This window comes from Roseovarius halophilus (ex Wu et al. 2025) (genome assembly GCF_047086965.1).
This window is the reverse complement of sequence record NZ_JBKOTX010000027.1, coordinates 20816-44782: the sequence shown is the minus strand read 5'-3', so window position 1 is coordinate 44782 and position 23967 is coordinate 20816. Positions and strand designations below refer to the sequence as shown.

Here is a 23967-nt window from a genome sequence, read left to right as displayed (position 1 = left end):
GGCCAGGCCCCCGCCCCCACGCCCGCCCCACGGCCCCCGCCCCCCCCCCCCCCCCGCCGCCGCCCCCCCCCCCCCCCCCCCCCAACAGCCGGAAGAGCGCGTCTTCCTCGTCTGTCATTGGCGGTGTTTTCGGGGTGGGCACGGCCGCGACTCAAGATTTGTTCACGGATGAACGCATCGCATGCTTTTCACTGCCGAAAAACCCTCGGGCTGTCCTGCCGCCCCGCTGTTGCCGAAAAGTCGCGTTCGCGGCAGGCGTCGCGGGCCGTCAATGGCCCGCGACGCGCCTTGCGCCCCCTTGGGTCAGGCGCTTTCGGGTTCGTTTGCCACCTCGGGGGCCGGTTCGCCCGCGTCTTCCTGTTCGGCCAGCCAGCGTTCGGCCTCCAGCGCGGCCATGCAGCCCATGCCGGCCGAGGTCACCGCCTGGCGATACTTGTGGTCGGTCAGGTCGCCGGCGGCATAGATGCCGGGAATGCTTGTCTCGGTGCTGTCGGGCTTGGTGACGACATAGCCGCCCATGTGCGTCTCCAGCGCGTCCTTGACCAGTTCGTTGGCCGGGGCATGGCCGATGGCCACGAAGACGCCGGTCACGGGCAGCTCTGTCACCGCCTCGGTTTTGACGTTCCTGACCTTGATCCCCTGAACGCCAAGCGGGCTTTCGGCGCCGTAGACCTCGTCAAGCTGATGATTCCACAAAATCTCGACCTTGGGGTGCTTGAACAGCCGGTCCTGCAGGATCTTCTCGGCGCGCAGCTCGTCGCGGCGGTGGATCAGCGTCACCTTGCTGGCGAAATTGGTCAGGAACAGCGCCTCTTCAACGGCGGTGTTGCCGCCGCCGATCACCGCGATCTCCTGCCCGCGGTAGAAGAACCCGTCGCAGGTGGCGCAGGCCGAGACGCCGAAGCCCTTGAACTTCTCCTCCGAGGGCAGGCCCAGCCATTTCGCCCGGGCGCCGGTGGCCAGGATGATGGCGTCGGCGATATATTCGGTGCCGCTGTCGGACTGGCAGCGGAAGGGGCGGGTGTCGAAATCGATTCTGGTGATGATGTCGCCGATGATCTCGCTGCCCACGGCCTTGGCGTGCGCCTCCATGTTGACCATCAGATCCGGGCCCTGGATTTCCGTTTCGCCGGGCCAGTTTTCTACGTCCGTGGTGGTGGTCAGCTGGCCGCCCGGCTCGATCCCCTGGACCAGGATCGGCTCAAGCATGGCGCGGCTGGCGTAGACGGCGGCGGTATAACCGGCCGGGCCAGACCCGATGATCAGGACCTTGGTGCGGCGTTGCTCTGCCATGACGATATTCCCTTCACGTGGTACGGCATCGGATATAGGCGGGCCGGACGTCGGGCGAAAGGGGCGGATCGACGCAAGAGGCATATGAAAGGATATTGCGTCTACGTGAAAGATTATTGCGCCTTAGGGCCTTTATGCGTATAGTCTCGCAAATCACCCTCGACAGGACAGCCCGCACATGCCCAGCACCCGTTTGGATGAGATCGACCGCATGATCCTGGCCGAGTTGCAGGCCGATGGCCGCATGACCAATGTGGAACTGGCCAAGCGGGTGGGTATCTCGGCGCCGCCCTGCCTGCGCCGGGTGCGCACGCTCGAGGAACAGGGGTTCATCCGCGGCTATCATGCCGAGGTGGACGCGCGCGAACTGGGCTTTGAGGTTCAGGTCTTCGCCATGGTCGGGCTTGTCAGCCAGGCCGAGAAAGACCTTTCCGCCTTCGAGGAGAAATGCGCGGGCTGGCCGCTGGTGCGCGAGTGTCACATGCTCAACGGTGAGGTCGATTTCATCCTCAAGTGTGTGGCCCCCGACCTGCGGTCGTTCCAGACCTTTCTGACGGAACATCTGACGGCCGCCCCCAACGTGGCCAGCGTCAAGACCTCTCTGGTGATCCGGGGCGCCAAGGATGATCCCGGCGTGCCCTTCGAAGTGCTGGAGGCCCGCCTGGCGCAGGAGGCCTGACCGGCGTCGATCGCGGTTATCGCCTCCCTGCGACCTTTGCGCGGGGCGTACGCGCGCTTAAAGCCGGATCGCGCTGATGAGGCGGCCGTAATCGGCCGCTTTCGCATGGGTGCTGCGGCGATAGCTGAAGAACCGGTCCGGGTCGGCGTAGGTGCAGTGGCGGGTCCATTGGGCCTGCCATACTCCGGCTGCGCGCAGCCGGTGCAGCCCGAACCCCGGCAGATCGAAAAGATACCTGTCGCCTGCCCCGCTGGCGAAAAATCGGGCGTTCTCGGGGTCGTCGGCCAGGAAATCATCCAGGAAGTCCGGGCCGACCTCGTAGTTGCGCTGGCTGATGCAGGGGCCGATGACGGCCAGGGTTGCGCCCCGGTCGGCGCCCAAGGCCTCCATCGCGTCGAGCGTGGCCTCCAGCACCCCGTCCAGTGTCCCGCGCCAGCCAGCATGCGCTGCGCCGATCACCCCGGCTGCGTGATCCGCGAACAGCACCGGCTGGCAATCGGCCGCCAGCACGGACAGCGCAAGCCCGGGCCGATCGGTGACAAGCGCGTCTGCCTTGACCGGTGACGTGCCCGGTTCGGTCACTGTGATCGCCTGGGCCGAATGCACCTGGTGTACGCCCAGCAGCGCCTCGGGCGCGACGCCAAGGGCGTCGGCGGCGCGGGTACGGTTGATCGTCACCGCCTCATGCTGGTCGGAACTGCCATAGCCGCAATTCAACCCGGCGAAGACCCCCGACGACGCGCCGCCCCGGCGGGTAAAGAACCCGTGGCTGAGGGGCGCAAGGCCGGGGGCGGTTATGATATCGAGCGTCATGTCTCCAGTCCGGGCGGGGCCGGGTGGCCCTCGGGAAACAGTCCCATCACCTTGAAGAGGTGACCCATCTCGTCGGGGTGCGTCAACCTTCGGTGCGCGGCGACGTGGCTGTCCAGCGCGGCCCCGTGCAATCCGCGGGCCAGGGCGCGGGCGCGGTCGGTGATGCCCAGCCGCTCTAGAAAGACGCCCTGCGCGGTCAGCCGCGTGTGGCACGCGGGGGCTGCCGCCAGGGCCAGGGCCTCGAAATCCACATGGGCCGTCAGGTCGGCCCTGCCCGGAGCGGCAAAGGGATCGGCCTGGGCGTGCTCCTCGAGCGCCTGAAAGGTGTCGCCCAGCGCGCGCCAGTCGCCGTAGTCGAGAATCAGCGCCGCGCCGCCATGGCGGGCGAGACGCGTGCCGATCTGCGCCACGATTCCGGGCAGGGCCGGGCAGGTCTCGACGATGTCGCCGGGGGCCGTGTCCTCCAGCCGATGGTCAAGCGCGGCCAGCGGGGCGGGATCGGACAGGCCGGGGCGCAGGGCCTCGCCCTCCAGTCCCACCATGACCTCGCGCCAACCGCCCGGATCGCGCTGGAACTGGCGGATCGGCAGGGCATCGAAGAACTCGTTGGCCACCAGAAAGAGCGGCGCCGCGGGCAGCGCGTCCAGCCCGTCGATATGGCGGGCCTGTGGCAGACGCTCGGCCTGTTGCGCGCGCAGTGGGGCCGAAGCCTCGATCAGGATCACCTGCGCGGCCGCATGGAACCCCGGCACGCCTGCCGTGGCGCGCAGGGCATCGGCCATCAGCGTGCCGCGGCCCGGGCCAAGCTCGGCCAGTACGAAGGCCGCCGGCGCGCCCTGGTCCATCCAGGCCTGCGCGAGCGCGAGGCCGATGACCTCGCCGAACATCTGGCTGACCTCGGGCGCGGTGATGAAATCGCCGGCCTGCCCCAGCGGATCGCGGGTGCTGTAATAGCCATGCTTGGGGTGCAGCAGGCATTCGGCCATGTAGTCGGACAGGGGAATCGGGCCGGTGGCCGCGATCCGGCGCGCCAGGAGATTGCCCAGTGGCGTCATGCCTTGGCCTGTGGCGCGCCCCGCAGGGCCCAGAGCATGACCGCCAGGCCCACCACGATCATCGGCAGTGACAGCGTCTGGCCCATGGTCAGGCCGATACCGTCGACATGAAACGCCAGCCCCACCGGGTTGCCGGGGCCGACGAATTGCGCGTCGGGCTGGCGCACGAATTCGACCAGGAATCGCGCCGTACCGTAGCCCGCGAAGAACAGCCCGGCCAGCGACCAACGGCTCTTGAGCCAGCCCCGCACGAAGGCAAGCCAGATCAGCAGCAGCCCCAGCAAGAGCCCCTCCAGCCCCGCCTCGTAGAGCTGGCTGGGATGGCGCGCGCAAAGCCCCTCGACACCGGGGCAATCCTGGGCGGCCGCGCCGGGAAAGATCACACCCCAGGGCAGGCCGGTGGGCCGGCCCCAAAGCTCGGCATTGATGAAATTGGCGATCCGGACAAGGAATATGGCGGGCGGGGCGGCCAGCGCCACCAGGTTGGCGATATCGCCCAGCCGCACGCCGTGCTTGCGTGCCACCAGCCAGACCGCCACGACGACGCCGAGAAAGCCGCCGTGAAAGGCCATGCCGCCCTGCCAGAGCATCGCGATCTCAAGCGGGTTCTGGATGTAATAGCCGGGCCGGTAGAACATCACATAGCCCAGCCGCCCGCCGATGATGACGCCCAGGATGATCGCGGTCAGCAGGTCCTCGACCTGTTCGCGGGTCATGGGCGCGCTGTCTCCGGCCCAAAGCCCCGGGCGGGTCACGGCCATCACCGCCAGCCGCCAGCCCAGCAGGATGCCGACGATATAGGCCATGGCATACCAGCGCAGGGCGAAACTGGCGCCGAAAAGCTGGATCGTGAAGATCTCGGGGCTGATGTCGGGAAAGGGAATGCCTGCGGTCATGAGCCTGTGCTTGCGGTGCGGAACGGGTGAAGTCAAGCCGGGGGCAGGGTTGCCAAGCCGCCCGGCGCCGCCCATATATCCTACAGATGTGACCGGAGGCTGACATGCAGACCCGAAACAAGGTGCTGGACGATTTTTCGCAACTGATGACCAACGCGATGGGCGTGGCCCAGGGCGCCAAGGACGAGGCGCAGACGGCGATGAGTTCCATGGTCGACCGCTGGCTGGCTGACCGCGACCTGGTCACACGCGAGGAATTCGAGGCCGTGCGCACCATGGCCCAGAAGGCCCGCGAGGAGAACGAGGCGCTCAAGGCCCGGATCGCGGCGCTTGAGGGCGGCTCCGGGTAGTCCCGGTTCGGGCCGGGGGCGAAGCGCCACCCGAATAGCGTGCAGTATGTCGGCGCGGGCCTTGACCTGCGTCACGCCTTCCGCCTCCAAGACCCTTTTTGAGGCGTCTGTCCTTTTATCCCCAAGAAAGTGCTTTACAGATCGGCCCGTCAAGGCCCACCATATCTTGTGAGGGATATGGCTTCGACCCGCTGTCCCTAGAGCAGGCAGCTAGCAATTGGGGCTTTGTCAGGCCCCGCCGCTAGCAGGACAGGAGGCCCCATGGCACTGACGGAGCAGGTCCCCGACTCCGCCGAGATACATCCCATCGACCTTGTCGAGCATATCGCCGAGCATCACGACTGGGCGTTCGACCGGATCGCCGATGACCAGATCGCCATGGCGGTCGAAGGCCAGTGGCGAACCTATTCGATCACCCTCGCCTGGTCGGTCTACGACCAGACGCTGCGGCTAATCTGCACCTTCGAGATGGAGCCGCCCGAGGAGCGCGTGCCCGCCCTTTACGAGGCGCTCAACAGTATCAACGACATGTGCTGGGCCGGGGCCTTCACCTTCTGGGCCGAGCAGAAGCTCATGGTCTATCGCTATGGCCTCGTGCTGGCGGGCGACCAGATCGCCAGCCCCGAGCAGATCGACACGATGATCTCGGCCGCCGTGCTGAGCGCCGAACGCTACTACCCGGCCTTCCAGCTTGTCACCTGGGCCGAGCGCAGCGCGGCCGAGGCGATCCAGGTGGCCATCGCCGAGGCCTATGGCACCGCTTGATCGGCGCGCGGGCCGGGTGCGCACGTCCCGGCCCCTGACCCGCAGCCTTGAACCCTGTGCCGCCTGTCCCTAACACTCGGGGTCAAATAGGGGTGCTCTCATGGACATGACAGAGATCGAACGCCGCGGCATGGTGCTTCTGGGCTGTGGCAGGATGGGGTCCGCCATGCTGGCGGGCTGGTTGGCGGGGGGCCTGTCGCCGGGCGCGGTCCGGGTGATCGACCCCGACCCCTCGGACTGGCTGCGCGCGCAGGGCGTGCATCTAAACACCGCGTTGCCCGATGACCCGGCGGTGGCCTTGGTGGCGGTCAAGCCGCAAATGATGGGCCAGGCGCTGCCCGCGATGCAGGCGCTGGGCAATGGCAAGACCGTGGTGCTTTCGGTGGCGGCCGGCACGCCGATGTCGGCCTTCGAGGCGGCGCTGGGCGCGCGCACCCCGGTGATCCGGGCCATGCCCAACACGCCCTCGGCGGTGGGGCGCGGGATCACCGCCATCGTCGGCAACAGCCATGCCAGCGCGGCCCAGATGGACCTGGCCGAGGCGCTGCTTTCGGCAGTGGGGCAGGTGGTGCGGCTGGATGTCGAGGGCCAGATGCACGCGGTCACCGCGGTGAGCGGCTCCGGCCCGGCCTATGTCTTCCACCTGATCGAGACGCTCGCGGCGGCGGGCGAGGCCGAGGGGCTGCCCGCCGAGTTGGCCCTGCGGCTGGCCAAGGCGACGGTGGCCGGCGCCGGCCAATTGGCCGAGGAGGCCCCGGAGGACCCCGGCCAATTGCGCGTCAACGTTACCTCGCCAAACGGCACCACGCAGGCGGCGTTGGCGGTTCTGATGGAGGAGGACACGGGGTTTCCGCCGCTTCTGCGCCGGGCGGTCAGGGCGGCAGCGGCACGCAGCAAGGAGCTCGCCGATGGCTGATGAGATCTCGATCGACGATTTCCTGAAGGTGGATATCCGCGTGGGGCGCGTGACCCGCGCCGAACCCTTCCCCGAGGCCCGCAAACCGGCGATCAAGCTCTGGGTCGATTTCGGCGACGAGATCGGCACCCGCAAGACTTCAGCCCAGATCACCGACCATTACACGCCGGGCGACCTGCCCGGGCGGCAGGTCATCGCCGTGGTCAATTTCCCGCCCCGCCAGATCGGCAAGTTCCTGTCCGAGGTGCTGGTGCTGGGCCTGCATGATGCTGATGGGGCCGTGGTCCTGTTGTCGCCGGACACCGATGTCCCGCAAGGAGCCCGGGTGTGCTGAAACTGCTGATCACGAGACCCATCGCCCAACCGGTTCTGGATCAGACCCGGGCCAGGTTCGACGTGACCCTGGGCGAGGCGGCGCTGAGTGAAGAAGAGGCGGCGCTGGCGCTGACCGCCTATGACGCGATCCTGCCGACCCTTGGCGATGCCTTCAGTGCGGCGGCCTTCGAACGCGCCGGAGACCCGCGGGCGAAAATTATCGGCAACTTCGGGGTGGGCTACAACCATATCGACGTGACGGCCGCCGCGGCGGCGGGCGTCGTGGTGACGAACACGCCGGACGTTCTGACCGATGCCACGGCCGATATCGGCTGGACCCTGATCCTGGCCACGGCGCGGCGCGCGGGCGAGGGCGAGCGCATGGTCCGTGCCGGCCAGTGGGGCGGCTTCGGGCCGCAATCGCTGCTGGGCACGGATGTTACCGGAAAGGTGCTGGGCGTGGTCGGCATGGGCCGGATCGGGCAGGCGGTGGCCCGACGCGGCCACTACGGCTTCGGCATGGAGGTGATCTACCACAACCGCTCGCCCAAGGACGCGGGCCTGCCCGCACGGCAGGTCGAGACGCTGCAAGACCTCATGGCGCAGGCCGATTTCGTGGTTGTCACGGTGCCGGGCGGGGCCGGGACGACCGGACTGATCGACGCGCGGGCGCTGGCGGCGATGAAGCCCGGCGGCATATTCGTCAACATCTCGCGCGGCGAGGTCGTGGACGAGGCCGCCCTGATCGCGGCGCTGGAACAGGGCCGCATCGCCGGGGCGGGTCTGGATGTCTACGCGGCGGAACCGCATGTGCCGGACCGGCTACGCGCGCTGGACAACTGCGTGCTGTTGCCGCACCTGGGCTCGGCCACCGTGGAAACCCGGCAGGCCATGGGCCAGATGGCGCTGGACAACATCATCGCCTTCACCGAAGGGCGCGACCCGCCGCAGCGGGTCAACTGAGGCGGGACCGACCGGCGACTACACCAGGGGCGGCGTGTCGCTTTCGGTGGCCGCGCGCCAGTGGCGGCGGCACAGGCTGACATAGCTTTCGTTGCCGCCGATCTGCACCTGCTCTCCCCCGGTCAGCACGCGGCCTGCGCCATCGGTCCGGACCACCATGGTGGCCTTCTTGCCGCAATGGCAGATCGTGCGCACCTCGCGCATCTCGTCGGCCAGCGCCAGCAGGGCGGCGGAGCCGGGAAAGAGCTGGCCCATGAAATCCACCCGCAGCCCATAGCACATCGCCGGCAGGTTGAGATCGTCCACCACCCGGGCCACTTGCCAGACCTGCGGTTCGGTCAGGAACTGTGCCTCGTCGATGAAGACACAGGCACAGGGGCCTTGGGCCAGGCGCGACTCGATCTTGCGAAAGAGATCCTCGCCTGGCGCGAAGGTGTCGGCCGGGGTTCCTATGCCGATCCGGCTGGCGATGCGGCCCTCGCCCGCGCGGGTGTCGAGTTGCGAGGTCAGCAGGTAGGTCTGCATGCCCCGCTCGATGTAGTTATGGCTGGCCTGCAGCAGCACGGTCGACTTGCCCGCGTTCATTGTCGAGTAGTTGAAATGGAGCTTGGCCATGACGTTGTCTCGGTTCGAGGTATGCGAGGGGTTGAGCCGTGGTGTCCCGGACCGGCGCCGGGTGCAAGGGCAAACGCGTCGGGCCTTGCGCGCGGGGCCGTCCCGCGACAGGGTCGCGGCACTGGTCCATCATCCCGAGGTTGCCGTGACCCACGACGACACCATGCCCAACATCGAGGCGGCCGCGCTGCGCCAGCCCGACCGTGCCGCGCTGGCCGCGCCCGGCGATCCGGGGCATCCGCCGCGCATCCTGCTGCTCTACGGATCGCTGCGCGAGACAAGCTATTCCCGCGGCGTCGCCGAAGAGGGCGCGCGGGTGCTGCGCGCGCTGGGCTGCGAGACGCGGTTCTTTGATCCGCACGGCCTGCCGCAGGTGGACGATCATGGCGTGGACGAGGGCCACGAGAAGGTGGCCGAACTGCGCGCGCTGGCGCTGTGGTCCGAGGGGATGGTCTGGTCCAGCCCCGAACGCCACGGCGCCATGAGCGGGCTGATGAAGACCCAGATCGACTGGCTGCCGCTGGCCCCGATCGGCGGCATCCGGCCCACGCAGGGCAAGACGCTGGCGCTCTGCCAGGTCTCGGGCGGCTCGCAGAGCTTCAACGCGGTCAACCAGATGCGCCTGCTGGGCCGCTGGATGCGCATGGTGACGATCCCCAACCAATCCTCGGTGCCCAAGGCCTGGGGCGAGTTCGACAAGGGCCGCATGAAGCCCTCGCCGCTTTACAATCGCATCGTGGACGTGATGGAGGAACTGGCCCGCTTCACCCTCATGGTGCGTGGCCGCAAGGAGATGCTGGTGGACCGCTATTCCGAACGGGTGGAAAGCCTCGACGCGGTTCATACGCGGGTGAATTCCTGACCCGGCCGTGACCATGCGGTGTGCTGCGCACGCTTTATGTGTGATTGGGGGCCAGCCCCCAAACCCCCGGAGTTTACCTGCCAAGATGAAGGGGCGGCTCAGGCGCGTTCCACGATCACCGAGCCCACAGAATAGCCCGCCCCGAAGGAACAGATCAGCCCGGTATCGCCGGTGTCGAGATCGTCCGAATACTGGGCGAAGGCGATGATGGAGCCCGCCGAGGAGGTATTGGCATAGTCCTGCAGGATGTTGGGCTGTTCCTGCGGGCTGGGCGTGCGGCCCAGGACCCGCTTGCCGATATAGTCGTTCATGGTCTTGTTGGCCTGGTGCAGCCAGAGCCGTTTCAGGGCGTCGGCGACCACGCCCTCTTGCGCCATGTGATCGGCGATATGTCGGGAGACCAGCGGCAGCACCTCCTTGAAGACCCTGCGGCCCTCCTGCATGAACTGCATGTCGCGGCGGTCTTCCATCTGGTCGTGGCTGCGACGCAGGAAGCCGTCGTTGTTGCGGATATTGTTGGAGAACTGTGTTGCCGCGCGGGTGGACCTGATCCTGAAATGCGGACCCTGCAGGTCGTCGTCACGCTCGATCAGAAGGGCGGTGCAGACATCGCCGAAGATGAAGTGGCAGTCCCGGTCACGCCATTCCAAGTGGGCCGAGCAGATTTCCGGGTTCACCACCAGTGCGCGGCGGATCGTGCCGGCGCGGATCATGTCGGTGGCGGCGAGGATGCCGAAGGTGGCCGAGGAGCAGGCGACGTTCATGTCGAAGGCGAAACCGCCGGTGCCCAGCAGGCTCTGGATTTCCACGGCGATGGCCGGGTAGGCCCTTTCGTGGTTGGAGGCGGCGCAGAGGATGGCATCGACGTCACCGGCGGCGACCCCGGCCTTGTCGAGGGCCTGCCGGCCGGCGTCCAGCGCCATCTCGGCCATCAGGCTGGGGGCGTCATCGGCGCGCGGGGCCAGGCGCGGAAACATGCGGTCGGGGTCGAGAATGCCGGACTTGTCCATCACGTAGCGGCTGCGGATGCCCGAGGCCTCTTCGATGAAGGCGGAGGAAGAGTGCGGGATGGGCGCGACCTCATCGGCGGCGATCGCCGCGGCATTGGCCGCGTTCTGCCGGTCGGCATAGGCGTTGAAGGCGGCGACCAGTTCCGCGTTGGAAATGCTCTGGTCCGGGGTGAAGACCCCGGTTCCGGTGATCGCGGCGCTGTGCATGTCTCTCCTCCCTCGGCTGCGTGCCAGGATGGGGAAAGGGCAGGCCCAAGGCAAGGGTGACGGAGCGTCTGAGGGCGCCCCGGCCGGCGCCCCGCCCGGGTATCGCTTCAAAAGGCCGACAGGGCCCTTTGTCCGGCAGGGCCGGACCGGGTGATTACCCCTGCAGTGCCCGCACGCGCACCTCGTCGCTGACCTTGGCGGTCATCGCCAGGGCGGCGGCGTGCGACCCGGCCAGGGTGGTGTAATAGGGGATCTTGTCGGCCAGGGCCACGGCGCGGATCGAGCGGCTGTCCTCGACCGCCGCCGCCCCCTCGGCCGAGTTGAAGACCAACGCGATCTCGCCGTCCTTGAGGCGGTCCACCACGGTGCGGCCGCCCTCGTAGACCTTGTTGACCACCTGCGGGGCAAAGCCCTGTTCGGCCAGCCATTTCGCGGTGCCGCGGGTGGCGCAGATCGTCATGCCGAGGTCGGTCACCATCTTGGCGGTTTCGCGCAGCACCGCGCCCTTGTCGGCATCCTTGATCGAGAAGAACACCGTGCCAGCGGTCGGCAGGTCCTGGCCCGCGCCCATCTGGGCCTTGAGGAAGGCGCGGCCAAAGTCGCGGGCCCAGCCCATGACCTCGCCGGTGGAGCGCATTTCCGGCCCCAGGATCGTGTCCACGCCCGGAAAGCGGTTGAAGGGCAGCACGGCCTCCTTGACCGAGAACCAGGGCGTCTTGGGATCGGCCAGGGTGAAGGGGTTGCCCAAAGGAAGCACATCCATCGGGTCCTCGGCGGGCGGGTAGGGTGGCCGGTGCGGGAAGTTCGACAGCGGCTCGCCCGCCATCAGCCGCGCGGCGATGGATGCGATGGCTGAATCGGTGGCCTTGGCGACGAAGGGCACGGTACGGCTGGCGCGCGGGTTCACCTCGATCAGGTAGACCTCGCCGTCCTTCACGGCGAACTGCACGTTCATCAGCCCCTTGACCCGAAGCGCGCGCGCGAGGTCGATGGCCTGGCGCTTCATTTCCTCGACGACATCGGCGGGCAGCGAATGCGGCGGCAGGCAGCAGGCGCTGTCGCCCGAATGCACGCCGGCCTCCTCGATGTGCTGCATGATCCCGGCGACATGCACCGCCTCGCCATCGCACAGGCAGTCCAGGTCGACCTCGACCGCACCCGAAAGATAGCCGTCCAGCAATACGGGGCTGTCGCCCGACACGATCACGGCCTCGGCGATATAGCGTTCCAGATGGGCCATGTCGCGCACGATCTCCATGGCCCGCCCGCCCAGCACATAGGAGGGGCGGATGACCAGTGGAAAGCCGATGCTCTCGGCGATTTCCAGTGCCTGTTTGTCGCTGCTGGCGAGGCCGTTCTTGGGCTGTTTCAGCCCCAGCTTGCCCACCAGCGCCTGGAACCGTTCGCGGTCCTCGGCAAGGTCGATGGCGTCGGGCGCCGTGCCCAGGATCGGGATGCCGGCCTGTTCCAGGTCATTGGCCAGCTTCAGCGGGGTCTGGCCGCCGAATTGTACGATGACACCATGCAGGGTGCCGTTGTCCTGCTCGACGCGCAGGATCTCCATGACGTGCTCGAAGGTGAGCGGTTCGAAATAGAGCCGGTCCGAGGTGTCGTAGTCGGTGCTGACGGTCTCGGGGTTGCAGTTGACCATGATGGTCTCGTAGCCCCGTTCGGTCAGGGCGAAACAGGCGTGACAGCAGCAATAGTCGAATTCGATGCCCTGGCCGATCCGGTTGGGGCCGCCGCCTAGGATCACGACCTTCTTGCGGTCGGAGGGCCGCGCCTCGCATTCGACCTCGCCCATCATGGGGGCCTCGTAGGTGGAATACATGTAGGGGGTCTGGGCCTCGAATTCCGCCGCGCAGGTGTCGATCCGCTTGAAGACGGCGGTGACACCGGCCGCTCGCCGGGCCTTGCGGACATCCGTCTCGCCTTGCTCGGTCAGCTTGGCAAGGCGGGCATCCGTGAAGCCCATCATCTTGAGCCTGCGCAGGCCCTGCGCCTGCGTGGGCAGGCCGTTCGATTCCACGTCCTGCTCGGTCTCGATGATCTCGCGGATGCGGGCCAGGAACCACGGATCATAGGCGGTGATGTCATGGATGTCGGAGTCCGGGAAACCCTCGCGCATGGCCTGGGCGATGACGCGCAGCCGGTCGGGGGTCTGCCGGGCCAGTTCGCGGGTGATCGCCGCGCGGCCGTTCGCGGGATCGTCGGCGCCGGGAATGGTGATCTCGTCGAAGCCTGACAGGCCGGATTCCATCGAGGCCAGCGCCTTTTGCACGGACTCGTGGAATGTGCGCCCGATCGACATGGCCTCGCCGACGGATTTCATGGCCGTGGTCAGATGAGGTTCCGAGCCGGGAAATTTCTCGAAGGCGAATTTCGGAATCTTGGTGACGACATAGTCGATGCTCGGCTCGAAGCTCGCCGGCGTGACCTTGGTGATGTCGTTGTCCAGCTCGTCCAGCGTGTAGCCCACGGCGAGTTTCGCGGCGATCTTGGCAATGGGAAAGCCCGTCGCCTTGGAGGCCAGCGCCGAGGAGCGCGACACGCGCGGGTTCATCTCGATCACGACCATGCGGCCGTCTTCGGGGTTCACGGCCCATTGCACGTTGGAGCCGCCGGTTTCCACGCCGATCTCGCGCAGCACGTTGATGCTGTGCGTGCGCATCAGCTGGTATTCCTTGTCGGTCAGCGTCAGCGCCGGGGCCACGGTGATGGAATCGCCCGTGTGCACGCCCATTGGGTCCACGTTCTCGATGGAACAGACGATGATGGCGTTGTCCGCCTTGTCGCGGACGACCTCCATCTCGAATTCCTTCCAGCCCAGCAGGCTTTCGTCCACGAGGATCTGCCCCACCGGCGAGGCATCCATGCCGGTGCGGCAGTAGTGGATATACTCCTCGCGGTTGTAGGCCACGCCGCCGCCGGTGCCGCCAAGGGTGTAGGCGGGGCGGATGATCGCGGGAAGGCCCACATCCTCGAGCGCCTCCAGCGCGATGGCGACCCCGGCGTCAAGGTCGTGGTGGCCGTCCGCGGCCCGCGGCGCGGTGACGATGGTGGCCTTCGGGTTCTCGATTCCCAGCCGGTCCATCGCCTCGCGGAAGAGGTTGCGATCCTCTGCCATCTCGATGGCGTCGCGCCGGGCGCCGATCATCTCGACGCCGTATTGTTCCAGCACGCCCATGTCGGCCAGCGCCAGCGAGGTGTTCAGCCCGGTCTGGCCGCCCATGGTGGGCAGCAGTGCGTCGGGGCGTTCCTTGGCGATGATCTTGGCGACGGTCTCGGGGGTGATGGGCTCAATGTAGGTGGCATCGGCCAGGCCCGGGTCGGTCATGATGGTGGCCGGGTTGGAATTGACCAGGATCACCCGGTAGCCCTCTTCGCGCAGCGCCTTGCAGGCCTGGGCGCCGGAATAGTCGAACTCGCAGGCCTGGCCGATGATAATGGGCCCCGCACCGATGATCATGATCGACTGGATGTCGGTTCTCTTCGGCATTGTGGCGGCCCCTCAGCTTTCAGGTGTGCGATTCAGGCATCGTGGATGTCCCCAAATTGTCGCGGGTTATAGGGATGGTGCGCGCCGGTGCAAGGGCTCATTGGTGCAGGCGCTCCGGGGCACCGCGGCGCGACGGCGCGATGCGGCGCCTTTGCCGGCCAAAGGGGCGTTTTCGGCCCTGTTCGCCCGGCAGGCCACGGACTATGTCTCGGGGTCGGAACGGCGCGGGGAAAGGGACGCATGTGCGGCTGAGGTTCGACAGCATGACAGGGCCGGAAATGGCGGGCGGCGCGGCGCAGTTCGACGGCGCGGAGCAGGTGATCCAGGCCGACGCACCCGACGAGGTGCCTCCCGCCCTGGCTGCTCTGGATGCCGCGCGTGCGGCGGGCAAGTGGCTGGCGGGCTATGCCAGCTACGAGTTGGGCTACGCGCTCGAGCCGGCGCTGGCCGGGCTGATGCCCGAAGGCCGCCGCTTGCCGCTGCTGTGTTTCGGGGTCTTCGACGGGCCGAAGCCTGCGGCGCCATTGGCAGAGGGGGCGGCGCGGATCGGGCCGCTGCGCCCGCGCTGGGACGCGGATCGCTATGAAACCGCCTTTGCCCGTGTCCATGACTGGATCGGGGCGGGCGACATCTACCAGGCCAACCTGACCTTTCCCGTCGACGCGCCTGTCGCGGGCGAGAGTGCCGCGCTTTACGCCGCGCTTGCCGCGCGCCAGCCGGTCGGCCACGGCGTGCTGGTCGAACAGGAGGGTCTGCCCGACATCCTGTCGCGCTCGCCCGAGTTGTTTTTCCGCATCGACGCCGATGGGCGGCTGGAAACCCTGCCGATGAAGGGCACCGTGTCGCGCGGCGACACGCCCGAGGCCGACGCCCTGGCCCGCGCGCATCTGTCCGGCGACGTCAAGAACCGGGCCGAGAACCTGATGATCGTGGACCTGTTGCGCAATGACCTGAGCCGCATTGCCGAGGTCGGCTCGGTGCGGGTGCCCGAGCTGTTCCACGTCCAGACCTACACCACCGTTCACCAGATGGTCAGCCGGGTGGTGGGGCAGTTGCGCCCTGTTGTCGGGCTGAGCGAGATTTTCGCCGCGCTATACCCCTGCGGCTCGATCACCGGGGCGCCCAAAGTTCGCGCCATGCAGATCATTCGTGAGTTGGAAGGGGCCCCGCGCGAGGCCTATTGCGGTAGCATCGGCTGGGCCGCCCCGGACGGGCGCGCCGAGTTCAACGTGGCCATCCGTAGCCTGCTGCGTGCGGGCGACACGGCCACGCTCAACGTCGGTGGCGGCGTGGTCTGGGACAGCACGGCGCGGGACGAATACGACGAGGCGCTGCTAAAGGCCAGCTTCGCGGTGCTCTAGATCACTGCGCCGCGTGCTGCTGCACCTCGGGCTGCGCATAAAGATAGTCGCGCGTCACCGGCACCGCGTATTGCGCGTGGGACAGCTGGAACTGGAACACGCCCTGGCGGGCCTGTTCGAAGGTCGCCTCGCAGGCCACGAGGTAGAACCGCCACATCCGTATGAAACGGTCGTCGTTCATGGCCCGGACCTGCGGCAGGGCGGCCTCGAAGCGCTGGCGCCAGTGGTTCAGCGTACGGGCGTAGTGCCCGCGCAGCACCTCGATGTCCGTGGCCCAGAGACCCGACCGCTCGATCGGCGGGGCCAGTTCCGACAGCGAGGGCACGTAGCCCCCCGGAAAGATATACTTCGCCAGCCAGTCCGAGGTCGGCCGCGGCGGGGCGACCTGCCCGATGGTATGAATCAGCGCCACGCCCTCGGGGGCCAGCAGATCATGCACCTTGCCGAAATAGGTGTCGTACTGTGGCAGCCCGACGTGTTCGAGCATGCCGACGCTGACGATGCGGTCGAAGGTCTCGTCGAGCTTGCGATAATCGGCCAGGCGGAAATCGACCCGGTCGGACAGGCCCGCGGCCTCGGCCCGCTGGCGCGCGGTGGCCAACTGGTTTTCCGACAGGGTCACGCCGGTGACCCGTGCGCCATGGTCGCGCGCCAGGGTCAGCGCCATGCCGCCCCAGCCGCAGCCGATATCCAGCACGCGGCACCCCGGCTCCAGCCGCAGCTTGGCGGCGATATGGGCCTTCTTGGCCTCCTGCGCCGCGTCCAGGGTCATGTCGGGGCGGGCGAAATAGGCGCAGGAATACTGCATGTCCGCGTCCAGAAAGAGACGGTAGAGGTCATCGGAGAGGTCGTAGTGATGCGCCACGTTGCGCCGCGCCCGGCGCGGGTCGTTACGCTGCAGGACGCGGTTCATCCGCCGCCGCAGGTTCTGCATGGTCCTGACCCAGGCTGGCAGTTGGCCGTGCCCGTGCATGTTATGGGTGAACAGCGCGACGAGGTCGTAAAGGCCCTCGGGCGCGACCTCGATCTGGCCGTCCATGTAGCCCTCGCCAAAGGCCATGACGGGGCTGAGGCAGAGCGCCCGGTAATGCGCCGGGTCTGTCAGCCGCACCCGGGCCGGGGCCACCGCGTTGCTGTCGCGTCCGTAGGTGCTGACCGATCCGTCAGCCCAGGTGACCTCGAGCCGCCCCGCGACGACGAGCCTGTCCAGCAGCCTGTCCAGTGTGGTCTTCCACATGGCCCCTCCTTTCGTCGCAGATCGTTGTAAGCCGTGCGACACATGAAAAGCAGTCAGATCATAGCCCAAAGCGGCGATCCGGCCAAGCCCGCCCGGCCTGCGCCCTTGCCCCCACCGAGGCCACGGTGTATCGGCCCGACCGACGCCCAAGCCCATCGCAAGAGGACATCCCATGCACGCCTACCGCACCCACAGTTGCGCCGCCCTGACGAAGGACAGCGTCGGCGAGACCGTCCGCCTCTCGGGCTGGGTCCACCGCGTGCGCGATCACGGCGGGGTACTCTTCATCGACCTGCGCGATCACTACGGCGTCACGCAGGTGCTCTGCGACCCAGACAGCCCGGTCTTTGCCGAGGTGGAAAAGCTGCGCAGCGAATGGTGCATCCGCATCGACGGCACGGTCAAGGCGCGCGACCCGGAGCTGATCAACCCCCGGCTGCCCACCGGCGAGATCGAGGTCTACATCCGCGACATCGAGGTCCTGGGCGCGGCCGAGGAACTTCCCTTGCAGGTCTTCGGCGATCAGGACTACCCCGAGGACACGCGCCTGCGCTATCGCTACCTGGACCTGCGCCGCGAAGAGATGCAGCGCAACATGACCCTGCGCTCGGACGTGGTGGCCGCGATGCGGCGGCGCATGTGGGACCAGGGCTTTCGCGAATACCAGACGCCGATCATCACCGCCTCGTCCCCCGAGGGCGCGCGCGACTTCCTCGTGCCCTCGCGCCTGCATCCGGGCAAGTTCTACGCGCTGCCGCAGGCGCCGCAGCTGTTCAAGCAGCTGATCATGGTCTCGGGCTTCGACAGGTATTTCCAGATTGCGCCGTGCTTTCGCGACGAGGACCCGCGCGCCGACCGGTCGCCCACCGATTTCTACCAGCTCGACATGGAGATGTCCTTTGTCGAACAGCAGGACGTCTTCGACACCATCCAGCCGGTGATCGAGGGCATCTTCGAGGAGTTCGGCGGCGGCAAGACGGTCGACAAGCACTGGCCGCAGATTTCCTATGCCGATGCGGCGAAATGGTATGGCACCGACAAGCCCGACCTGCGCAACCCGATCAAGATGCAGGACACCTCGGAGCATTTCCGCGGCAGCGGCTTTGCCATCTTCGCCAAGCTGCTGGAGCAGCCGGGCACCGAGGTTCGCGCCATCCCCGCGCCCGGCGGCGGGTCGCGCAAGTTCTGCGACAGGATGAACGCCTTTGCCCAGAAAGAGGGCCTGCCGGGGATGGGGTATATCTTCTGGCGCGATCAGGGCGAAGGGCTTGAGGCCGCCGGCCCTCTGGCCAAGAACATCGGCCCCGAACGCACCGAGGCGATCCGCCAGCAGCTGGGCCTCGGCGTGGGCGACGCGGCGTTTTTCCTGGGCGGCAAGCTGGCCAGCTTCGAGCGCATCGCGGGCAAGGCGCGCGACGTGATCGGCGAAGAGCTGGGCCTGACCGACCACGACCGCTTTGCCTTTGCCTGGATCGTCGATTTCCCGATGTACGAGGCCGACGAAGAGACCGGCGCGGTGGACTTCAGCCACAACCCGTTTTCCATGCCCCAGGGCGGGCTGGCCGCATTGGAGGGCGACCCGCTCCAGGTGCTGGGCTATCAGTACGACCTGGCCTGCAACGGCTATGAGCTGGTCTCGGGCGCGATCCGGAACCACCGGCTCGACGTGATGATCCGCGCCTTCGAGAAGGCCGGCTACGACGAGACCGAGGTCCGCAAGCGGTTCGGCGGGCTGGTCAGCGCCTTCCAGTACGGCGCGCCCCCGCACGGCGGCTGCGCCGCGGGCATCGACCGGATCGTCATGCTGCTGGCCGAGGAACACAACATCCGCGAGGTCATCATGTTCCCCATGACCCAGCGCGCCGAAGACCTGATGATGGACGCCCCGTCCGAGCCCACCAACGCGCAACTGCGCGAGCTGCACCTGCGCGTGATCCCGCCTGAGGAATGACGTCCAGCCCTGCCTGCCATCAGATCACCTGCACCCGGTCCAGGCGGTCCTGCACCATGGCGGCGACCCGGTCGCGCTGGTCCGCTGTGGACTGGCCGGTGGTCAGCAGATCCTCCAGGCAATCGACGGCCTCGGACAACGGGGTGTCGGCGGCACTGCGCGCCACGCCGCCCAAGAACTGCGCCAGGTAGCGCAACCGGCGCCTGTCGGTCGCCCCCGAGAGGGCATCGGCGGCCGCGGCCAGATCGTCGCGCAGGGCGATCCCGTCGGGTTCGACCCGGTCATCGGCCAGCACGCGCAGGCCGGTCGGCCGCCGTTCCTCGGACAGGTGTTCGAGGATCACCGACTGGAACTGGCCCAGCGTGGCGATGGGCTTGGCCAGAAACCCGTCCGCACCGGCCTTGAGCGCGGCGTCGTGGGTATCGGAATCGCCGCTCATTCCCAGCAGAACGTCCACGCGCGGGCTGGCCCGCCCCAGGGCGGCGATCAATCCTGCGCCCGAGCCATCGGGCAGCCCCATGTCCACCAGCACCACCGAGGGCCGGTAAACCCGCAGGTGGCGCCGCGCGTGGTGCAGGGTATCGGCGCGCCGGATGCGGGCCCCCGACCGCAGGCAAATCAGGCGGAGCGCCTCCGAGGCGAAGCGGCTGTCCTCGACCGCCAGAACGGTCAGGCCCAGAAGCGGGCGTTTCGCCGTCGGCGCGCGGTTGGGAACAATGTCGTCGAGGCTGTCCATGCGGCGATCCCCCGGAGGCTGTGGCTGTGGTGAGCCTCATTGGGACTCAGCTTGGTGAACGCTCGGTTAACGCCCGCGACGTTGAAGCGCGGGCGCGGGCCCGATGAACGGATTGCCCCGGATCCGGCGCTGGCGCATACTATGAACCGCCTTACAGGAGACGCAGATGATCGGACGCTTGAACCATGTGGCCATTGCCGTGCCCGACCTCGAGGCCGCGGCGGCGCACTACCGCGACGCATTGGGTGCCACGGTGGGCGCGCCACAGGACGAACCCGACCACGGCGTCACGGTGGTTTTCATCGAACTGCCCAATACAAAGATCGAGCTTCTGCATCCGCTGGGCGACGACAGCCCCATCGCCGGATTTCTTGAAAAGAATCCCGCGGGCGGCATCCATCACGTCTGCTACGAGGTCGAGGATATCGTCGCCGCGCGCGACACGCTGAAAGAGGCGGGCCTGCGGGTGCTCGGGGACGGCGAGCCGAAAACCGGCGCCCACGGCAAGCCGGTTCTGTTCCTGCATCCCAAGGACATGCACGGCACCCTGACCGAACTGGAACAGGTCTGATGGGCATCACATCGTCCCTCGTGCTGCTGGCCATCGTCTGGTTCATGGTCTTTTTCGTGGTGCTGCCGCTGCGCCTGACCACTCAGGGAGAGGCTGGCGAGGTCGTGCCCGGCACCCACAAGAGTGCCCCGTCCGATCCCGGGATCAAGCGCAAGGCCAAGATCACGAGTATCTGGGCGCTCCTGATCTGGGCGCTTCTGGCCGGGGTGATCTGGTCGGGCGCGATCTCGGTCAGCGATTACGACTGGGCCGACCGCATGGGCGATACCCGACAACCGTAGTGCGCCCCGGTCTTCCCGCGGAGCAGTTTTTCCTTGGCTCCCGGGCACTGTCACCTATCATTGTCGCAAGGTGCGGGTGAGCTGCGCCGTCCGTTGCGTGCCAACGGCAAATTCATCGTCGCGCCAAACCCGTCGCCGGGCGGCGCGCACCCTCCCTCAAAACTTCCACAAAATCGGAACCGTCATGGATACACATACCCCCCATCCCGCCACCCGCGATCTTGCCGCCGACCACCGCGCGGGCAAGCTTTCGCGGCGCGAATTCCTGACCCGTGCCACCTCGCTGGGGGTGTCCGCCGGGGCCGCCTACGGGCTGATTGGCCTGGCCGCGCCGAGTTCTGCGCGCGCCGAAGCCCATGTGCAGCAGGGCGGCACCCTGCGCATCCAGTCCGATGTGCGCGCGCTCAAGGATCCGCGCACCTATGACTGGCCGCAGATGTCAAACTTCTCGCGCGGTTGGCTGGAATACCTGGTCGAATACCAGCGCGACGGGTCGATCACGCCGATGCTTCTGGAAGACTGGGAGGTCAACGCTGACGCCACCGTCTACACCCTGCGCGTCCGGCCGGGCGTGACCTGGAACGACGGGAGTGATTTCACCGCCGCCGACGTGGCTCACAACATCACCCGCTGGTGCGAAAAGGATGTCGAGGGCAACTCCATGGCCTCGCGCATGACGCCGCTGATCGACCCCGACACCGGGTTGGCCCGCGAAGGCGCGATCGAGGTTACCGACGATCTGACCGTCACGCTCAACCTGTCGTCGCCCGACATTACCCTGATCGCGGGCTTCTCGGATTACCCGGCGGCCATCGTGCCGCAGGATTTCGCGGGCGATCCGCTGGACAGCCCCAAGGGCACCGGTCCCTACCTGCCCGAGGACTTGCAGGTCGGCGTGCGCTCGGCCCTGGTGCGAAACACCGATCACGATTGGTGGGGCACGGAGGTCTTTGGCGGCCCCTACCTGGACCGGATTGAATATGTCGATTTCGGCACCGACCAGGCCTCGCATTTCGCGGCCGCCCAGTCGGACGAGGTGGACATGGTTTATGAATCGCTGGGTGAGTTTGTTGATCTGATGGACACCCTCGGCTGGACGAAGTCCGAGGCGGTGACCGCGAACACGGTGGTCATCCGGCCCAACCAGAAGGCCGAAGTGGACGGCGAGCGGCCCTATGCCGACGCCCGGGTGCGGCGCGCGCTGGCCATGGCGGTATCCAACGACGTGCTGCTCAGCCTCGGCTATGACGGGCGCGGCCGCGTGGCCGAGAACCACCACGTCTGCCCGATCCACCCCGAATATGCCGAGATTCCGGCCCCGGAACACGACCCCGAGGGCGCCGCCGCCCTGATGGCCGAGGCGGGCATGGCGGATTACGAGCACGAACTGATCTCGATCGAGGACAACTGGCGGCGCGCCACCTGCGATGCCGCCGCCGCCCAGCTGCGCGACGCGGGCATCCCGGTAAAACGCACCGTGATCCCCGGCGCGACCTTCTGGAACGCCTGGACGGATTATCCCTTCTCGGCGACGGACTGGGCACAGCGTCCCCTTGGCGTGCAGGTGCTCGCCCTCGCATATCGTTCGGGCGAGCCCTGGAACGAGGCGGGCTTTTCCAACCCCGAGTTCGACGCGGCCCTGGCCGAGGCGCTGTCCGTGGCCGATGCCGACACGCGCCGCGCCCTGTCGGAAAAGATGCAGCGGATCATGCAGGACGAGGGTGTGGTCATTCAGCCCTACTGGCGCTCGACCTACCGGCACGCGAAGTCGGATGTCGTGGGGGCCGAGCAGCATCCGACCTTCGAGCTCCACGTCTACAAACTGGGCCTGGCGGCCTGATCGCAGGTCTGATCCAGCAGGGTCGCCGCCCGCTCAGGCGGCGCGGCGGCCCGCAAGCACACCGATCCGGTTGCGTATCTCGGGCCGGATCGGCCCCTCGCGCGGGGCATCGGCCAATGTGGTGATCCAATGCGGTTCGGGCCGGATTTCGCGGTTCGATCCCGTGCGGGTCCAGTGCAAGCCGCGCAGCACCGCCTGCGCCGCCTCGGGCAGGCAGTCGGGTATCTCGCGCCCGTTCACAACCGCCCAATTCCCGACCCAGAGCCTTGCCGTTGTCCAGGGATTGTAGCCGCCTCCGCCCAGCACCAGCAGGCGTGGGGCGATGGGCTTCAGCGCCCGCAAGACCGCCCAATGCGCCCCATTGGACAAGGCCAGCCGCGACTGCGGGTCCTCCAGCACGGCATCGGCCCCGCATTGCAGCACCACCGCGTCGGGCCGGTGGGCCGCGACCTGTGGCAGGATCAGTGCATCGCGGATCAGCGCCATCTCGCTATCGTTCAGCCCGCGCGGCACCGGCAGGTTGAAGACCTGCCCGACCCCGCGGTCGTCCAGCCCGCCGGTGCGCGGCCAGCGCCCCTCTTCGTGGGTCGAGATCACGAGCACCTCGGGTTCTGTCGCGAAGGCATGTTCCACCCCGTCGGCGTGATGCGCGTCGATGTCGACATAGGCGACCCGCCGCGCGCCATTGCGGCGCAGCGCCTGGACCGCCAGCACCGCATCGTTGAGGTAACAGAACCCGCTGGCCCGGTCGGGCAGGCCGTGATGCGTGCCCCCGGCGGGGGAATGCACCACGCCGCCGCGGGCCAGCATCTCTCCTGCCAGAAGCGAGGCCCCGGCGGCCGTGGCCGGGCGCGAATACATCTCGGGAAAGACCGGGTTGGAGGGCGTGCCGATATTGTGCCGGGCGCGGATCGCCTCGGGCACCTGCTGGTCCCGCTCGGCCCGGTGCAGCGCCTCGACATAGCGGGGCGTGTGGAACCCCGTCAGCGCGGCGGGTTTGGCGCGCGGGCTGGAACGGTATTGATCCGGCCCCAGCCAGTCCAGCGCCCGGGCGAGGTCGATCACCGTCGAGACCCGCGGGATGCGCAGCGGGTGCCATGGCCCATAGCTCGACCCGCGGTAGATCTCCGAGCCGAGGAAAAGCGGCCGGGCGTCAGTCGCCAAGGGCGGCCTCGACGGCGCGGGTGATGGCCGGCGCGGTCGGAGAAACGGGTGATCCCCACTGGCCCAGCACTTCGCCCTCGGCCCCGATCAGAACCTTGTGAAAGTTCCAGCGCGGTGCGATGCCATGGTCCTGCGCCAGCCAGCGATAGAAGGGATGCGCCTGGGCGCCGGTCACCGGCGTGATCACCGTCATCGGCAAGGTCAGGTCGAAATTGACATCGCAGAAGTCCTTGACAGCGTCCTCGCTGTCCAGCTCTTGGCGAAAGTCCTCGGACGGGACAGCCAGCACCGTGAGACCGGCCTTGGCATAGTCCTCGTGCAGGGTTTGCAGATCATCGAACTGTGGCGTGTAGGCGCACAGCGAGGCGGTGTTCGTCACTAGCGCCGGCCCATCAATCCGCAGCGTGCCGCCGTCGATGGATGAAAAGACCATGCGATCCGGCTCGGCGGCAAGCACGGGCGCCGCAAGGGCGACAAGCGCGGCGGCGAGGGTGAGGATAAGACGGGGCATGTTCGGTTCTCCTGTCCTGGGGGCGGCGCGGTGCCGCCGCCTGTGCGTGGCGAGATAGTCCGGCGCTGCGAAAGGAC

Annotated in this window: 23 protein-coding genes; 12 read left to right on the top strand and 11 right to left on the bottom strand. The window is 67.7% G+C overall.

From position 1 onward, the window contains the following. Positions 1 to 303: 303 nt before the first annotated feature. Positions 304 to 1293 carry a thioredoxin-disulfide reductase gene (gene trxB, locus ACH107_RS07980; protein ID WP_310690437.1) on the bottom strand — a complete coding sequence of 330 codons (990 nt, stop codon included), beginning with the start codon at positions 1291 to 1293 and terminating at the stop codon, positions 304 to 306. A 178-nt stretch (positions 1294 to 1471) separates the two neighbouring features. Here trxB and ACH107_RS07975 point away from each other — a divergent pair, with 178 nt between their 5' ends. Beyond that, positions 1472 to 1972, top strand: a complete 501-nt coding sequence (locus ACH107_RS07975) for an Lrp/AsnC family transcriptional regulator (RefSeq protein WP_310690436.1) — start codon at positions 1472 to 1474, stop codon at positions 1970 to 1972. A 57-nt stretch (positions 1973 to 2029) separates the two neighbouring features. On the opposite strand, the gene pgeF is transcribed toward ACH107_RS07975, so the two are convergent. The 3 genes from pgeF to lgt are packed head-to-tail and all read right to left on the bottom strand — an operon-like array spanning position 2030 to position 4736. After that, positions 2030 to 2785 carry a peptidoglycan editing factor PgeF gene (gene pgeF / locus ACH107_RS07970; protein ID WP_412505362.1) on the bottom strand — a complete coding sequence of 252 codons (756 nt, stop codon included), beginning with the start codon at positions 2783 to 2785 and terminating at the stop codon, positions 2030 to 2032. After that, entirely contained in the window at positions 2782 to 3840 is a 1059-nt protein-coding gene (locus ACH107_RS07965; protein ID WP_412505361.1) for a class I SAM-dependent methyltransferase, read from the bottom strand. Before ACH107_RS07965 ends, pgeF begins: the two co-directional genes overlap by 4 nt. Then, positions 3837 to 4736, bottom strand: a complete 900-nt coding sequence (gene lgt, locus ACH107_RS07960; protein WP_310690433.1) for a prolipoprotein diacylglyceryl transferase — start codon at positions 4734 to 4736, stop codon at positions 3837 to 3839. Before lgt ends, ACH107_RS07965 begins: the two co-directional genes overlap by 4 nt. 104 nt (positions 4737 to 4840) lie before the next feature. On the opposite strand from lgt, the gene ACH107_RS07955 reads away from it, so the two are divergent. The 5 genes from ACH107_RS07955 to ACH107_RS07935 all read left to right on the top strand — a co-directional run bounded on the left by ACH107_RS07955 (position 4841) and on the right by ACH107_RS07935 (position 8045). After that, a complete protein-coding gene (locus tag ACH107_RS07955) occupies positions 4841 to 5086 on the top strand; it encodes an accessory factor UbiK family protein (protein WP_310690432.1) in 246 nt (81 codons plus the stop codon). 261 nt (positions 5087 to 5347) lie between these two features. Then, positions 5348 to 5851, top strand: coding sequence for a YbjN domain-containing protein (locus tag ACH107_RS07950; protein WP_310690431.1), 504 nt, complete (start codon positions 5348 to 5350; stop codon positions 5849 to 5851). A 100-nt stretch (positions 5852 to 5951) separates the two neighbouring features. After that, complete coding sequence (gene proC / locus ACH107_RS07945) at positions 5952 to 6767, top strand: pyrroline-5-carboxylate reductase (RefSeq protein WP_412505360.1); 816 nt, start codon at positions 5952 to 5954, stop codon at positions 6765 to 6767. Beyond that, positions 6760 to 7101 (top strand): tRNA-binding protein, encoded by a 342-nt coding sequence (locus tag ACH107_RS07940; RefSeq protein WP_310690429.1) that lies wholly within the window; start codon positions 6760 to 6762, stop codon positions 7099 to 7101. The genes proC and ACH107_RS07940 overlap by 8 nt, the downstream gene beginning before the upstream one ends. Continuing rightward, positions 7095 to 8045, top strand: a complete 951-nt coding sequence (locus tag ACH107_RS07935; RefSeq protein WP_412505359.1) for a 2-hydroxyacid dehydrogenase — start codon at positions 7095 to 7097, stop codon at positions 8043 to 8045. The genes ACH107_RS07940 and ACH107_RS07935 overlap by 7 nt, the downstream gene beginning before the upstream one ends. A gap of 18 nt (positions 8046 to 8063) precedes the next feature. Here the strand turns inward: ACH107_RS07935 and ACH107_RS07930 are convergent, their stop codons facing one another. Next, positions 8064 to 8660, bottom strand: coding sequence for a thymidine kinase (locus ACH107_RS07930; RefSeq protein ID WP_310690427.1), 597 nt, complete (start codon positions 8658 to 8660; stop codon positions 8064 to 8066). Between the two features lie 163 nt (positions 8661 to 8823). Between ACH107_RS07930 and arsH the strand changes: the two genes are divergently transcribed. Beyond that, the gene (arsH, locus tag ACH107_RS07925) at positions 8824 to 9522 is read left to right on the top strand and encodes an arsenical resistance protein ArsH (protein WP_310690468.1); all 699 of its coding nucleotides are present in this window, start codon (positions 8824 to 8826) and stop codon (positions 9520 to 9522) included. A 98-nt stretch (positions 9523 to 9620) separates the two neighbouring features. On the opposite strand, the gene ACH107_RS07920 is transcribed toward arsH, so the two are convergent. Together ACH107_RS07920 and carB are read right to left on the bottom strand one after the other, a co-directional pair. Then, a complete protein-coding gene (locus ACH107_RS07920) occupies positions 9621 to 10739 on the bottom strand; it encodes a beta-ketoacyl-ACP synthase III (RefSeq protein WP_310690426.1) in 1119 nt (372 codons plus the stop codon). A gap of 154 nt (positions 10740 to 10893) precedes the next feature. Next, complete coding sequence (gene carB / locus ACH107_RS07915) at positions 10894 to 14238, bottom strand: carbamoyl-phosphate synthase large subunit (protein WP_412505358.1); 3345 nt, start codon at positions 14236 to 14238, stop codon at positions 10894 to 10896. Positions 14239 to 14501: 263 nt separating this feature from the next. Between carB and ACH107_RS07910 the strand changes: the two genes are divergently transcribed. Continuing rightward, the gene (locus ACH107_RS07910) at positions 14502 to 15599 is read left to right on the top strand and encodes an aminodeoxychorismate synthase component I (RefSeq protein WP_412505357.1); all 1098 of its coding nucleotides are present in this window, start codon (positions 14502 to 14504) and stop codon (positions 15597 to 15599) included. A 1-nt stretch (position 15600) separates the two neighbouring features. Here the strand turns inward: ACH107_RS07910 and ACH107_RS07905 are convergent, their stop codons facing one another. Continuing rightward, a complete protein-coding gene (locus ACH107_RS07905; RefSeq protein WP_412505356.1) occupies positions 15601 to 16836 on the bottom strand; it encodes a class I SAM-dependent methyltransferase in 1236 nt (411 codons plus the stop codon). Positions 16837 to 17008: 172 nt separating this feature from the next. Between ACH107_RS07905 and aspS the strand changes: the two genes are divergently transcribed. Further along, positions 17009 to 18787: an aspartate--tRNA ligase gene (gene aspS, locus ACH107_RS07900; RefSeq protein ID WP_310690422.1), complete on the top strand. Its 1779-nt coding sequence runs from the start codon at positions 17009 to 17011 to the stop codon at positions 18785 to 18787. A gap of 19 nt (positions 18788 to 18806) precedes the next feature. Here the strand turns inward: aspS and ACH107_RS07895 are convergent, their stop codons facing one another. After that, complete coding sequence (locus tag ACH107_RS07895; RefSeq protein WP_412505355.1) at positions 18807 to 19523, bottom strand: response regulator; 717 nt, start codon at positions 19521 to 19523, stop codon at positions 18807 to 18809. Between the two features lie 166 nt (positions 19524 to 19689). Here ACH107_RS07895 and mce point away from each other — a divergent pair, with 166 nt between their 5' ends. The 3 genes from mce (at position 19690) to ACH107_RS07880 (ending at position 22215) form a co-directional block, all read left to right on the top strand. Then, the gene (gene mce, locus ACH107_RS07890) at positions 19690 to 20094 is read left to right on the top strand and encodes a methylmalonyl-CoA epimerase (protein WP_310690420.1); all 405 of its coding nucleotides are present in this window, start codon (positions 19690 to 19692) and stop codon (positions 20092 to 20094) included. After that, entirely contained in the window at positions 20094 to 20375 is a 282-nt protein-coding gene (locus ACH107_RS07885) for a DUF1467 family protein (RefSeq protein ID WP_310690419.1), read from the top strand. The genes mce and ACH107_RS07885 overlap by 1 nt, the downstream gene beginning before the upstream one ends. A 184-nt stretch (positions 20376 to 20559) precedes the next feature. Further along, complete coding sequence (locus tag ACH107_RS07880) at positions 20560 to 22215, top strand: ABC transporter substrate-binding protein (protein WP_412505354.1); 1656 nt, start codon at positions 20560 to 20562, stop codon at positions 22213 to 22215. A gap of 33 nt (positions 22216 to 22248) precedes the next feature. Here ACH107_RS07880 and ACH107_RS07875 read toward each other — a convergent pair whose 3' ends face one another. Together ACH107_RS07875 and ACH107_RS07870 are read right to left on the bottom strand one after the other, a co-directional pair. Continuing rightward, positions 22249 to 23379 carry an acetoin utilization protein AcuC gene (locus tag ACH107_RS07875; protein ID WP_412505353.1) on the bottom strand — a complete coding sequence of 377 codons (1131 nt, stop codon included), beginning with the start codon at positions 23377 to 23379 and terminating at the stop codon, positions 22249 to 22251. After that, on the bottom strand, positions 23369 to 23890 hold the full coding sequence (locus ACH107_RS07870; protein ID WP_310690416.1) for a glutathione peroxidase: 522 nt from the start codon (positions 23888 to 23890) through the stop codon (positions 23369 to 23371). Before ACH107_RS07870 ends, ACH107_RS07875 begins: the two co-directional genes overlap by 11 nt. Between the last annotated feature and the right edge of the window lie 77 nt (positions 23891 to 23967).